The sequence below is a fragment of the Streptomyces griseomycini genome (assembly GCF_014203535.1).
GTDB classification, from domain to species: domain Bacteria; phylum Actinomycetota; class Actinomycetes; order Streptomycetales; family Streptomycetaceae; genus Streptomyces; species Streptomyces griseomycini.
The window spans coordinates 20,794-33,100 of sequence record NZ_JACHJI010000017.1 but is presented as its reverse complement, the minus strand read 5'-3'; the positions used below and the strand labels follow the sequence as shown (position 1 = coordinate 33,100).

14 protein-coding genes are annotated in these 12,307 nt (G+C 69.9%); all 14 read left to right on the top strand.

Annotated elements, in window-relative coordinates:
- Window positions 1–4: 4 nt before the first annotated feature.
- The 14 genes from FHS37_RS32610 to FHS37_RS32545 all read left to right on the top strand — a co-directional run bounded on the left by FHS37_RS32610 (window position 5) and on the right by FHS37_RS32545 (window position 12,285).
- Window positions 5–280 carry a hypothetical protein gene (locus FHS37_RS32610; RefSeq protein ID WP_184827909.1) on the top strand — a complete coding sequence of 92 codons (276 nt, stop codon included), beginning with the start codon at window positions 5–7 and terminating at the stop codon, window positions 278–280.
- Complete coding sequence (locus FHS37_RS32605) at window positions 277–1,524, top strand: metallophosphoesterase family protein (RefSeq protein ID WP_229890204.1); 1,248 nt, start codon at window positions 277–279, stop codon at window positions 1,522–1,524. The genes FHS37_RS32610 and FHS37_RS32605 overlap by 4 nt, the downstream gene beginning before the upstream one ends.
- Window positions 1,525–1,562: 38 nt before the next feature.
- Window positions 1,563–2,309, top strand: a complete 747-nt coding sequence (locus tag FHS37_RS32600) for a GP88 family protein (RefSeq protein ID WP_184827905.1) — start codon at window positions 1,563–1,565, stop codon at window positions 2,307–2,309.
- Entirely contained in the window at window positions 2,306–2,539 is a 234-nt protein-coding gene (locus tag FHS37_RS32595; RefSeq protein ID WP_184827903.1) for a hypothetical protein, read from the top strand. Before FHS37_RS32600 ends, FHS37_RS32595 begins: the two co-directional genes overlap by 4 nt.
- A 157-nt stretch (window positions 2,540–2,696) precedes the next feature.
- Window positions 2,697–3,161 (top strand): IPT/TIG domain-containing protein, encoded by a 465-nt coding sequence (locus FHS37_RS32590; RefSeq protein WP_184827901.1) that lies wholly within the window; start codon window positions 2,697–2,699, stop codon window positions 3,159–3,161.
- A 154-nt stretch (window positions 3,162–3,315) separates the two neighbouring features.
- On the top strand, window positions 3,316–3,840 hold the full coding sequence (locus tag FHS37_RS32585) for a hypothetical protein (RefSeq protein WP_184827899.1): 525 nt from the start codon (window positions 3,316–3,318) through the stop codon (window positions 3,838–3,840).
- 12 nt (window positions 3,841–3,852) lie between these two features.
- Window positions 3,853–4,713 carry a hypothetical protein gene (locus FHS37_RS32580; RefSeq protein ID WP_184827897.1) on the top strand — a complete coding sequence of 287 codons (861 nt, stop codon included), beginning with the start codon at window positions 3,853–3,855 and terminating at the stop codon, window positions 4,711–4,713.
- A 20-nt stretch (window positions 4,714–4,733) separates the two neighbouring features.
- Window positions 4,734–5,066 carry a hypothetical protein gene (locus FHS37_RS32575; RefSeq protein WP_184827895.1) on the top strand — a complete coding sequence of 111 codons (333 nt, stop codon included), beginning with the start codon at window positions 4,734–4,736 and terminating at the stop codon, window positions 5,064–5,066.
- Entirely contained in the window at window positions 5,066–5,602 is a 537-nt protein-coding gene (locus FHS37_RS32570) for a structural protein (protein WP_184827893.1), read from the top strand. Before FHS37_RS32575 ends, FHS37_RS32570 begins: the two co-directional genes overlap by 1 nt.
- Before the next feature lie 44 nt (window positions 5,603–5,646).
- The gene (locus FHS37_RS32565; RefSeq protein ID WP_184827891.1) at window positions 5,647–5,928 is read left to right on the top strand and encodes a DUF7210 family protein; all 282 of its coding nucleotides are present in this window, start codon (window positions 5,647–5,649) and stop codon (window positions 5,926–5,928) included.
- Entirely contained in the window at window positions 5,928–6,353 is a 426-nt protein-coding gene (locus FHS37_RS32560; protein ID WP_184827889.1) for a hypothetical protein, read from the top strand. Before FHS37_RS32565 ends, FHS37_RS32560 begins: the two co-directional genes overlap by 1 nt.
- Before the next feature lie 73 nt (window positions 6,354–6,426).
- Complete coding sequence (locus FHS37_RS40180) at window positions 6,427–7,260, top strand: phage tail tube protein (protein WP_184827887.1); 834 nt, start codon at window positions 6,427–6,429, stop codon at window positions 7,258–7,260.
- Between the two features lie 138 nt (window positions 7,261–7,398).
- Window positions 7,399–7,923 carry a hypothetical protein gene (locus FHS37_RS32550; protein ID WP_184827885.1) on the top strand — a complete coding sequence of 175 codons (525 nt, stop codon included), beginning with the start codon at window positions 7,399–7,401 and terminating at the stop codon, window positions 7,921–7,923.
- 303 nt (window positions 7,924–8,226) lie between these two features.
- On the top strand, window positions 8,227–12,285 hold the full coding sequence (locus FHS37_RS32545; RefSeq protein ID WP_184827883.1) for a hypothetical protein: 4,059 nt from the start codon (window positions 8,227–8,229) through the stop codon (window positions 12,283–12,285).
- The last annotated feature ends 22 nt before the right edge of the window (window positions 12,286–12,307 follow it).

Here is a 12,307-nt window from a genome sequence, read left to right as displayed (position 1 = left end):
CTCGGTGATCGAGAAACAACCCGTAGGCCTCGCCCAGGAGCTGGACGCTCTCACCGGCGCCCCCGCCACCCACCGGGGCCCCCGCTGCAGCGTCGGCGCCCTCCTGGAAGCCGCGGACCCCGACGTGGCCGCATCCCTCCGCACGGTGCTGGACACCCCCAGCGTCACGGCCACGGCCATCGCTGAGACGCTCAGCCGCTACGGCGACCCCATCACGGCCTACACCGTCGCCCGGCACCGACGGCGCGGCATGCCCAACGGATGCCGGTGCGAGCGATGACCCTGAACCACGAGCTGCAGGCGCTCCTCGAGCCTGCCACCCACTCCCAGAGCCAGCCCCCGCAGGCACAGCGCCTGCAGCCGGCCGCACCCCGCGGCTGGGAGGAGGGTGTGCGGTACGAGCCGGGCGGCACCATGGTCGTCACCGCCCCGCCCGCGGAGAAGCCACCGAACGGGGACGACGAACTGCGCCAGCGGGTCGAGGAGATGGGCCTGTCCATTCCCGACGGGTTCCGTGTCCGCCTAGTGGAGGCCAAGCACGACCCGGCCGCCTGGCACCGCGACAGGGAGGGCGAGGACGCCGTCACCCGGGCCGTGTGGCGCTGCCGGTACGTCATCGAGCCTGCTGCGCCCGCGTGGATGTCCGCCGGCGACGTCGATGCCCTCGTCCGGGACGCGATGCGCCGCCGCCGCAAGGCACGCCCCATCGTCGACACTGCGGAGCGCGCCCTGGTCGTCGTGTACGCCGATGCGCAGGCCGGGAAGGTGGGCCGGGACGGCGGTACCCCCGAGCTCATTGCCCGGATCGCCGACCGATTCGACCGGCTCGACGACCACATTCGTGACCTCAAGGCCGTGGGCCGCGCGCCGACCGCGGCGTGGTGGATGGACGCCGGTGACTGTGTGGAAGGGTTCGAGAACACGACGCAGCAGGCGTTCACCAACGACCTGACCCTGACGGAGATGATCCGCGTGCACCGCCGGGTGACGTTCGAGGGCCTGGACCGGCTCGCCGGTCGCTTCGGGCGCGTCGTCGCGGCGACCTGCGGTTCCAACCACGGCCGTGTGCGCCGTGGGAAGGACGCTGTGGGCCCGCCCGTCGACGACTGGGGCATCGAGGTCATGTCTCAGATTGCTGACGCCTACGCCCACAACCAGGACGCCTACGGGCACGTCTCGTTCGTGATGCCGGAACGGTGGCGGGACACCGTGAGCCTGGACATCGCCGGGCACATCGTCGGCCTGGCCCACGGTCACCAGTACCCCCGCCCCGACAAGGCCGGCGACTGGTGGAGAGGGCAGACGTTCGGCCGCCAGCCCGTCGCGGACGCCGACGTTCTGATCACGGGGCACTTCCATCACTTCCGAGCCCAGCAGATGGGCAACGGTCGACTCTGGATCCAGGCCCCGACGCTCGACAACGGGAGCGACTGGTACGCCGTGCGCTCCGGCGAGGTATCAACGTCCGGACTGCTGGTGTTCAGCGTCGGCCCGGATGGCTGGGACGACCTGCGGATCCTCTGAACGCGACGCAAGCCACCCCGGAACCCCACCTTCCGGCCATGACTGAGAAACCACGGTGGCTACTCACCCAGAACACAGACATGCGCCGGCAGGGCATCTACAACTGGTCGATCCCGGCGTGGGCCGGGACCCTGCCCGACGGCCGCAACTACAACACCTGTCCCTCCGCCGGGATCTGCGCACAGCTCTGCTACGCGAGGCAGGGCGCCTACCGGTTCAAGGGCGTCAGGGCGCGCCACGAGGCGAACCTGATGATGGTGCTCGACGATCTGCCCGGCTGGGAAGCGCAGATGACCGCCGAGCTCCAGCACAAGCGCTACCAAGACCGGTGGGTGCGCTGCCATGACGCGGGGGACTTTTTCTCCCGGGAGTACACCGAAGCGTGGATGCGTGTGATGAGGGCCGCGCCGGGCGTCCGCTTCTACGCGTACACCAAGAGCGTCAGCCTGTTCCGCGAGGTTGTCGAACCGGACCCGCCGGCCAACTTCAAGTGGGTGTACTCCCTCGGGGGCCGCGAGGACCACCTCGTCGACGTGACCATCGAGAGGCACGTCGACATCTTCCCCGACGAGGGGTCCCTCGAGGAGGCCGGATACACCTCCCGTGCGACCGCGACGGAGGGGTGCCTGGTGTCCGTGCTGGGCCCGCAGAAGATCGGCATCCCTGCGAACAACATCAAGCACCTGCAGAAGAGGCAGGGCGACAAGCGGTTCAGCGAGCTGCAGCGGGACCAGGACGCGCGGCGTCGCGGCCCCGGCAAGCAGTACAGCAGCGGCCGCCCATGAAGACGATCATCCATGTCAATCAGCACGTCATCCGACGCAACCGGACGCACGGCGAGAACGAACCCGTCCTGACCGTCAAGACGTACAAGAGCAACGCCTACGCCCACACGGCCATCATCCGGGACGCCAACGGTGCCGAGGTTGCGCGCGTCATCTACCGGCCGGACAGGCCGCTTCCGTGCGGGGCGCACGTGTGGATCGAAACCTACCTGTCAGTGGAAACGGAGTGACCAGCGCCCGCGGCTCCGGGGGATCCACCCCCCGGAGCCGCGGCACCAAGATCGTTCTTGCCCAATTGGGCAAGTCTCCCGCGCTCCCGGTAACGCGCGACCCAAGCACCCGCCGTGCCCCATCCTTCCCCGGCCACCGACCCCAGGAAGGAAACCCATGGGCCTCTACAAGGAAGACGGGACACGCATCAAGCAGTCCGCGTTCCCCGCGACCCCCGCCAGCGACACCCCCATGCGCGTCACCGAGGACGTGTACGAGACCAAGCCGTACGGCCGCGGCGACGGCCGCCCGGAAGGCTCCCGGCGTCACCTGCTCTACCAGGCCGGGACTGTCGTTCCCCAGTCCGAGATCGACCGCCTCTTCACCCCCGCGGCGACCGTCTCGACCATCACCCCGGCCACCGGCCCGGCCGCGGGCGGCACCACCGTCACCATCACCGGCACCCGGCTCGACGGAGTCACCGCCGTGAACTTCGGCGCCACGCCCGGCACCGAACTCAAGGTCGTCTCTGCCACCGAGCTGCGCGTCAAGACGCCCGCCGGTGCAGCCGGCGCTGTCAACGTCGTTGTCGCGGCCGACTCCGGCAACGTCACCAAGACGGGCGGGTTCACCTACTCCTGACCCGCGCGACAGGGCGGCCCCTACGCACGGGCGCGGGGGCCGCCCTGGGCCAACCTACGCCGCGGCCCGCCCCTCGAGGTAGGGCGCGACACAAGCCTCGCCCGGCGTGCAGGGTGCGCGCCGTCCGGACCACCACCCCGAGAGGGAGCCACTCATGGCAGGCACCACCCGCACCCGTAAGACCGCGGCGGCCAAGGCCGCCGAGACCGCCGCGGCGGCGGAGGAGACCACCCCCGCCGAGCCCGTCGCGCCACCGGCCGAGGAGACCGCCCCGGCCACCGACAGCTCTCCGAAGGCGCCCGACGCCGCTCCGCTCGAGCCGCCGGCGGTTCAGGAGCCTCCGGCCGCGCCCGAGGCACCCGTGTACGCCACCCCGACCGAGGTCATCCCCGACGACGAGAACCTCTCCGAGGTCATCATCGACGACGCGACCAAGGAGCCCCCGGCCGATGTGGCGGGCGTGTTCGTACCGCTCACCGAGTACGGATCGGTCCTCGTGTGCACCGTGCGCCTGGTCGAGAAGACCTACCTCGGACCGCACCGCAACCCCGTTCACCGGCTTCTGCAGCCCAAGGGCGCCCACGTCTCCGAGGGCGTCGCAGCCAGGATCCGGGAGCGGCTTGAGGCCCAGGCCGCGCGTCTCGCCGTTCAGGCCGACGACGCGGCTGGCGAGCAGTAAAGGGGGGCCGGGGTGACGTACGACTACAGGCCCATGTACGGCGGGGCGCACTACGACCCCGAACCGGCCGGGGGACAGGTCACCAGCCTGTCCCTCTACGACGGCCCGGACCGCACCACCCTCGTGGCGGGAACAGGGCCAGGCGTCCGGCTGCGTGCCGGCGTCTACCGGTTCGCGCTGCCCGACGTGCCACCCGGCCGTTACTGGGCCACCGTCGCCTTCACCCCGAGCGAAGGGTCCCAGCCCGTCAAGGACCAGTCCCTCCGACTGGATCTCCCCCTCGGGCTGGGTCTCGTCACCTCCCCGGAAGCGGTTGCCGGCGAACTCGGCATGCCGCTCCCCCTCACTCCAGAGCAGCGCGACGACCTGCTCACCGCCATCCGTAAGGCACAGGCCGACGTCGTCGCCTACCTCGGCCAGCCCGTCATCCCCCAGCTCATCACCCGCACCGCCCTCACGCCGTACCAGCGTGGCCGCCAGGAGCTCGAGGACGCCGAGTCGTGGCCGTTCGAGGCCGACGACCTGGTCCAGGTGTCCGCCTACCGCGACCGCGGTGACGGCACCTACGACGTCGACTTCCTCGTCGGTTTCGACGGCGCCGCGAACGACGCGGTCGTCCGGTACGTGACCACGCACGCTGCGGAAGCCGAACGGCTGCGCCCCGGCGGAGTCGGCGCCCAGGGCCGCCGCGTGTCCTCCGTCAGCGCGGAAGGACAGTCGATCTCTTACGAGTCCGCGCCGACCACCGGCCAGGCCGGCTCACTGCCCGAGCTCAGCAGCCTCTCGCGATGGAAGCGCCGCCTGTTCCAGCCGCTGAACCGTCCGGCCCGCCCGCCGTGGCCGTACTCCACCACCCGCTACCGCCGTTTCTGACGAAGGGAGCCGCCCGCACCATGGCCGTCGTGCTGCCGAACGCCGTACTCACCGTGTATGTGCTCGCCCACCCATGGGAGCGCGACGCCAACGGTGTGCCCGTCCCTCCGAACCCGAACGTCAAGCCGGCCGCGCGCGGCACCTGGCCCGGGTCGGTCCTTGAGCAGCCCGACGGCACATGGACGGTACGACTCGACCCCCGCGCGTGGCCGGTCGAGCCGGGCGACACCATCACCGACGAGACCGGCCGGTCCTGGACCCTGTCCAGTGCCCGCAAGCACGCCGTTCCCGGCTGTTCTGATGCCGACTACGTCCAGGCGGCCGCCACCCTCAACCCGCCGGAGGTGCCGTGATGGCCGGCGCGAAGTTCACCCCGGCCCAGGGTCTCGAGGAGCAGCTCGCCCGCATGCTCGCCCCCGCCGTGCGTCGCATCGCGGTCCAGGTGGAGGTGGAGGCGAAGCGGCTGGCCCCGCCCACCAAACGGTGGGTGACCGTCGGCGACAACCGGGTCCGCCCCACCCACGTTGCCGCGCAGGGCCAAGTGGTCCCGGGGAACCTTCGCTTCAAAATCAACTCGATGGACTGGGACATGAAGCACCGAGGTCTCGGTGAGCACACCTACATGCTCCAGCCCAAGGACGAGAGCTCGCGGGCGGTCGCCAACATCAAGAACTGTCGCTGCACCACGCACAAGGACCCGAAGGGCATCGCCCGGCACATCACCACCGGCCAGCCCGTCATCGCGGGGAAGAAGGTCACCGTCACCGTGTCGGTGGAGGCGGACCAGGTCGTCGAGGCCGAGGTGGGCACCGTCTACCCGGGCAACCTCCGGGCCGAGGGAACGTTCTTCATGTCCCGGGCGGCCGCCATCGTCGCTGCCCGCCGCTGACCCACGACGCGACACAAACGGCTCCGGTGCGCACAGTGCGCGCCATGGCTACGAACACCACCACCAAGAAGCCCGCCGTGGCCGCCGCGGCGGAGGAGTCCACCACGGACGTCACCGACACCCCTGCGGCCCGCCCCAAGCGCGCCCCCGCCCAGGCCCCGCCCGTCGTCGGCCCACCTCTCGCCGTGGGCGCCGATCCGGTGTCCGTCCGGCTGTCGCACCACCTGACCATCGACGGCGTCGACTACCGGCCCGGCTCCGAGATCAGCGTCTCTCCCGACTACGCCCGCCGGCTGCGCGGGCAGGGCTACATCGCCCGTACCTGATGACCGAACTGACACTCGCGGACGCCGATCCGGTCTCCGAGATCCTCGCCTGGCTCCAGCAGAGCAACCAGGCCGCCGACGCACTCGGCGGCCCCGGTCGCGTGTCCGGCATCGCAGAAGCGCCCTGGCCGCACCTCCTGGTGGGTCACGGCCCCGGAGGGGACCTGCGAGACCTGAACTGGGCCATCTCCCCGGAGGTGACCCTCGAGGCGTGGGGCGACCCGGGCGGCTGGCCAGGGAAGGCGGAACTCCGCAGAATCCTCCTGCGCTGCGCGAAGGCGGCGCAGGAGCTGGGGGAGGCGCCCCATGTCCCTGGCCGGCCGGTCGTCAGCGGCATCAAGCCGTCCGGCTTGCTGCTGTGGTCCCCCCTCGCCGACGGGCAACCCAGGTGGGTCATGAACCTCTCCACCACCCTGCACCCGTGAGGACGCGACGTTAACCCTCCCGGCTCTCCAAGGTGTCCGCGCCCTAGCACCGGACACCAAGGAGAGGCCCGCCATGGCCGGCGAGACCACGAACAACAACGAGATCGTCATCCCCCAGCTCAGCCGCGTCTGGCTGGCCCCCGTCGGGACCACCGCCCCGGCCGACGCCACGTCGGCCATGCCTGCCGGCTGGTACAGCGTCGGACTGTTCACCGAAGACAGCCTCAAGTTCAACTCTGAGCCCAACTTTGAGCAGGTCCGCAGCGCGCAGTCCGCCTACCCCACCCGTACGTTCCAGACGACCGACGCGGCGACCATCGAGGTCGACCTGCAGCAGTGGTCCGGCAAGAACTTCCGGGCCGTGTACGGCGGCGGCTCCATCACCGTCGTCACCCCCGAGGGAGGCGGCTCCAAGCACTTCCGGTTCGCCCCGCCCCGGATCGGGGGCCGCACCGAGATCGCCGCGGTCATCGAGGTCATCGACGGCGGCAAGCACTACAGGTACGTCATCCCCCGCACCATGCAGATGGAAGGCGTCTCCAAGGACCTCGCCAAGACCAAGGAGTCCGTCCTGCCGCTGCGCCTGGCCGTCCAGGGCGGCGACGACACCGATGCCTGGTACGTGCTGACGGACGACCTGGCGTTCCAGCCCCCGGCGCCGACCATCACCAGCGTGACCCCGTCCACCGGTCCCATCGCCGGCGGTACCAACGTCACCATCGTCGGCACCAACCTCGACAGCGCGACCGGCGTGACGTTCGGCGGCGCGGCAGGCACCGGCCTGGTCATCGAGAGCGACACGGAGCTGACCGTCACCACGCCGGCCAGCACCGCCGGCGCGAAGGACGTGGTCGTGACCACCGCGGGCGGCACCGTCACCCAGGCCGGCGGCTTCACCTACGAGTAACCCGCTCCCGGGCCGCCCCTCCCCGCCCCAGCACAGCAGGGGCGGCCCACGGCGCGACGTAAGCCATGCGGCACTGCCACTGTCCGCGCGCTGCCGCACCAATGCGACCCAGCTACGCACACACGAGAGGTCACACCCATGTTCGTCATCGACCTGGACGCCGAGCGCCGCGAGGTTCAGTACCCCCACGGCATTCCCGTCCGTCTCGGCGGAGAGCAGTTCCTTTTCCCGGCGGAGCTGCCGGCCGAAGCGCTCGATCCGCTCCTGTCCGACGAGCTGGACCTGGTCGGTCTCCTCGGCGAGGTCATCGAGTCCGCCGACGGCGACGCCGGCGTCTCGGAGGTCATTGCCGCTCTGTTCCGGCGCCCGTCCCTGCCGCGGAAGTTCCTCGGCGCGGTCCGTGAGACGTACGCGATCCTCCTGCTCGAGCAGTACGAGGACTTCACCAAGCAGCGCCCGTCCGTCGGCGACTACGTCCGGCTGACGACCGGCCTGGCCAGGGTTTACGGGGTGGAGTTGGGAAAGCTCTTTCGGTCGGCCGACTCCTCCGAGAACGCTTCGGAGACGTCGAATCCGACCTCTCCCGCTACCACCACGGACTCGACGCCCGAGGCGTCTGGCTCCGCCCCGGGCAGCCAGGATTCATCGGCCTCCGACGGCTGATCTCCCTCATCGACCGTCTGCCCGACGACTCCAGCGTCCGCTCCGCCCCGCTCGGCGGCTGGACCAAGGACCTGGAACTCCTGGCGCTGATCGTCGACGAGATCGGGCTCCTGGCCGCCGACAAGCGGCGTGAGGAACCCACCCACGTCATCCGTCCGCCTCGCTACGAGGAACGCACGACGCGTCGGCCCCGCAGCTCCACGCCGCCCCCACCGCCGTCGTCGCCCGCCCCGCAGCAGGCGCCCCGCATGACCGGCCACCGGCAGATGCTCATGGCCGCCATGCAGAGAGGAATGGTTCGCAGTGGCTGAGGGCCTGCAGGCCGGCCGCCTCGACGTGCCGGTCGTCGCCAACCTGGCCGGCTTCGCGGAAAAGCTCCGCACGGCAGTCGAGACGGCCGCCGAGGGCCTGGCCGCCCAGGTCAAGGTCGAGGTCGATTCCAAGGGGCTGCGCAAGCGGCTGGAGAAGGCCGTAGAGAAGGCGTCCCGGGGCGTCACCGCGACGGTCCGGGTCAAGGTCGACGAGAGCCGGTTCCAGGCCGAACTCGAGGCGCTGCGCCGCCGCGTCGACGACGCCGACCTTCGCCTACCGGTACGCCCGGACGGCGAAGGCGATGGCGGAGGGCAAAGCGGCGGACTCCTCTCCCGCCTCCGGGGCCTGATCACCGGTGCGCAGGGCGAGGCCGACCGTAACCCGGTCCACGTGCCGGTGCGGATGAGCCTGCCCGGCGGGGGCCGCCGAAGCCTGCGGATGCTCGGCATCGGCGCCCTCATCTCCCTGCTGCAGCCCGCGGTCGCCCTCATCGGGCAGTACGGCGCTGGCCTCACCGCGCTCGTGTCCGCGGCCACCCCGGCTGTGGGTGTCCTCGGAGCGATACCCGGTCTGATCTCTGCGGCGGCCACCGCGGCGATCGGCACGACGGTCGCGTTCAAAGGCTTCGGTGAAGCGCTCAAGCAGTCGAACGCCGCTCAGCAGATGCTCGCCCAGGACGGCAAGGTCACTGAGGCGCAGCAGAAGAAGCTGAAAGAGGCGATGGACAAGCTGTCGCCTTCCGCCCGCGAAGCAGTCAAGGCGGTGTCTTCACTCCAAACGGAGTGGAGCGAGGTCCGTATGACGGTCAGCGACCGGTTCTTTTCCGAGGTCGCCGACGACATCAAGCCGCTTGCCAAGTCGGTGTTCCCGCTCCTCGAGGACGCTCTGGGTGACTCTGCTGCGCAGATGGGGTCCCTGGCGGAACGCGGCGCGAAGTTCATGCAGAGCGGCCCGTTCCGCAAAGACTTCAAGACCATCGCCTCGTCGAACTCGCGGATCGTCGGCCACATGGCCGACAGCCTCGCCAACGTCGGCCGGGCCACCATGGACTTCCTGGTGGCCTCCGGGCCGTTCGCCGAGCGGGTCGCACGCGGCGGCGAGCGGATGACCCAGTGGTTCCGGGCCTCCGTGAAGGCCGGACGGGAAACCGGCAGCCTCGCCCGCTTCCTTGACCACGCTGGTGACAAGGCCGCACAGCTCGGCCGCTCCACCGGTAGCCTCATCAAGGGACTCGGCGGTGTCGGCAAGGCCGCCATGGACACCGGCAACGCGCTGGTCGACGGCCTCGAGGGCAGCATGAAGCGCTTCGAGCGCTGGGCCAACTCGGGCGCCGGCCAGAAGGCCATGCGGCAGTTCTTTTCCGATGCCGCGCCCGTGTTCACCGAGGTCAACAAGATGTTTGGCGACCTGATGCGAGGGCTGGGCCGGTCCATGCGGGACGGCGGCATCCTCGACCTGGTCCGGCAGATCCGAACCGAGCTGATGCCCGCCCTAGGCGCGTTCTTCGACGGGCTCGGGCAGACCATCGGCCCGGCGCTCATCTCCCTGATCTCGAACATTGCCACAGCGATCGGAAACCTCGCGGCAGCCGGCTCTGGGCTCGGGGTGCTGCTCATGGCGTTCAGTGGCCTGTTGCAGGTCTTCAACACGCTGATGAGCGTTGTCCCCGGCGCGAACACCGTCCTGGCTACCCTCCTGGGCACGATGCTCGCCCTCAAGGTGGTCAGCAGCATCGCCGGCCTGATCGGCCGGTTCGGGACGTCGGTGGCGGCCGCGGGCACCTCCGTGCGCGGTCTCGGCACCACGATGAGCGGCACCATGGGCCCTGGGGTCATGGGCCCGCAGATCAGCATGTGGCAGCGGATGGGCCTCGCCTACCAGGGCGCGGCCGCGCAAGGCGGTCGTCTGTCCGGTGCCCTGCGCGGTATCGGTGCCGCCAACCGGGTCGCCTCCCGTGCCATGGGCGGGATGATGGCTGTCATGGGGGGACCGCTCGGTCTTGCCATCGCCGGCGTCACCATCGGTCTGGGTCTCCTCGCCGCCAAGCAGGAGGAGAACGCCCGCGCGGCCCAGGCGCACAAGGAGCGCGTCCAGTCTCTGTCACAAGCCCTGGCCGACTCCAATGGTGTCATCGACGCCAACGTCCGGGCGCAGGCCGTGCAGCTCCTCCAGGGCACCGAGCTGGCTGACGGCAACGGGCGGCTGGTCGACGTCATGCGTGATGCGGGCGTGAGCCTGACGACGCTCACCGACGCCTACCTGGAGCAGGAGGGCAGCATCGGCGGCCTGCAGAAGAAGCTGCAGGAGCTGGCCGACACGCACCGGGTCTACAAGGACATCGCGGGCGGCAAGGCGTCGGTCCTGGACTACACGGAGGAAGGCGAGAGGTACAAGGCGGCGGCCGACGCGCTCAAGGCGGTCAACGGTGAGCTGGGCAAGAGCAAGCGCGACAGCAAGGAAGCCGCTGACGCGATGCGTAACGCCGGAGATGTGGGTGCCAGTTCCTACAGCCGGCTGACGACCGCGGTGCAGGACTTCAGCGACAAGACCAAGTCGGCCGACGAGCGGGTGGACGCGCTCAAGCGGGCCCTGGACGCCCTGAACGGCAACACGCAGAGCGTCCACGACGCGCAGGCGCAGCTCAACTCCGTGATGCTCCAGATCGACGACACCATGGGGTCGAACATCGAGAAGGCCGAAGGCTGGGGCAAGGCCCTCATTGCCAACAACGGCCTGGTCGACACCTCCACCCGCAACGGCCAGACCCTGAACAGTCAGCTCACAGAGCTGCGGGACTCCATGCTGGGCGTCACTACCCGGGCGGTCGAGGCCGCGGAGAAGGGCGCCATGCCCATGGCGCAGGCGATGAGCCTGAGCAGCGATGCCATGGAGAAGGCCCGCGCGAAGGCCATCCAACTCGCCGTGGACATGGGCGTTCCGAAGGAACAGGCCAAGGCACTCGCCGACCAGATGGGGCTGGTCCCGGACACCGTCACCACTCTCATCGCCACGACCGGCGTCCCCGAAGCGACGGCTGAGGTGCTTGCACTGCAGGGCCAGTTGTCGCAGATCCCGCCGGGGAAGTCCATCCAGATCAAGGCGCCCTCTATCGAGGCTCGCGAGCAGCTCGAGCTGTTGGGCTTTTCTGTGCAGCGCATCCCCGGCAGCAAGAACGTGTCGGTGACCGCGCCGACCGGCGGGGCGCGCGCGAACCTTGGCGCGCTGGCGGAGGACATCGCTGCCGCGCCGGACAAGAAGAAGGTCACGGTCGAGGCGATCATCCGGCAGGCCGTTGGCGACCTCAAGGGCGTGCAGGAGAAGGTGGCGGGCCTGCCCAAGGGCAAGTCCATCGAGGTCAAGACCCCTACTGCGGTCGCTCAGAGGGCGCTCGAGGATCTTGGGTACAAGATCGAGAACGTTGACGGGAAGAACGGTAAGACGGTTCGGATCACGGCCCCGACCAAGACGCCGTTGGCGAACGTGCAGACCATTCAGGGCGCGATCAACGGTCTGACCGGGAAGACCGTGCACGTCACGGTCAGGTACTCGGAGTCCGGGAAGCCCTCGGTGGTCGGCCGGCCGCAGGCTGATGGTGGCATTGTCCGCTTCGCCGATGGCGGTATCCGCGCCGCCCGCGGCCGTATCCAGGCATTCGCAAACGGAACGGAACGGCACATCGCGCAGATAGCAAGACCGGGCGAATGGCGCATATGGGCGGAGCCTGAGACCGGAGGCGAGGCATACTTGCCTCTTGCAAAAGCAAAGCGTAAGCGGAGTGAGCGAATCCTTGACCGGGTCGCGGAAATCTTCGGCGGCATGGTCGTCTACCCCGGCCGCGGCGCCCTGCGGAACTACGCGTCCGGCGGCATCCGCACCTCCGGCGTGGCCGCGGCACGCACCCGTGCGACCGTCGCGGCCGCGACCTCGGCCCTGGTCGGCGGGGATCTGAACCTGACCATGACGAGCGCGCCTATGTCGCCGAGCCAGGCCCTGGGCGACGCCATGTTCGAGCTGCGCAGGATCAAGCTGGGAGGGGCGTATGCCGGCTGAGGGCGAGTGGAGACTGTCGTAC

Bases quoted from the DNA above. Each gene is read 5' to 3' on its own strand.
- FHS37_RS32560 (WP_184827889.1), top strand. From the start codon at position 5,928: ATGACCGAACTGACACTCGCGGACGCCGATCCGGTCTCCGAGATCCTC.
- FHS37_RS32575 (WP_184827895.1), top strand. From the start codon at position 4,734: ATGGCCGTCGTGCTGCCGAACGCCGTACTCACCGTGTATGTGCTCGCC.
- FHS37_RS32595 (WP_184827903.1), top strand. From the start codon at position 2,306: ATGAAGACGATCATCCATGTCAATCAGCACGTCATCCGACGCAACCGG.
- FHS37_RS32590 (WP_184827901.1), top strand. From the start codon at position 2,697: ATGGGCCTCTACAAGGAAGACGGGACACGCATCAAGCAGTCCGCGTTC.
- FHS37_RS32565 (WP_184827891.1), top strand. From the start codon at position 5,647: ATGGCTACGAACACCACCACCAAGAAGCCCGCCGTGGCCGCCGCGGCG.
- FHS37_RS32600 (WP_184827905.1), top strand. From the start codon at position 1,563: ATGACTGAGAAACCACGGTGGCTACTCACCCAGAACACAGACATGCGC.
- FHS37_RS32585 (WP_184827899.1), top strand. From the start codon at position 3,316: ATGGCAGGCACCACCCGCACCCGTAAGACCGCGGCGGCCAAGGCCGCC.
- FHS37_RS32605 (WP_229890204.1), top strand. From the start codon at position 277: ATGACCCTGAACCACGAGCTGCAGGCGCTCCTCGAGCCTGCCACCCAC.
- FHS37_RS32570 (WP_184827893.1), top strand. From the start codon at position 5,066: ATGGCCGGCGCGAAGTTCACCCCGGCCCAGGGTCTCGAGGAGCAGCTC.
- FHS37_RS32550 (WP_184827885.1), top strand. From the start codon at position 7,399: ATGTTCGTCATCGACCTGGACGCCGAGCGCCGCGAGGTTCAGTACCCC.
- FHS37_RS40180 (WP_184827887.1), top strand. From the start codon at position 6,427: ATGGCCGGCGAGACCACGAACAACAACGAGATCGTCATCCCCCAGCTC.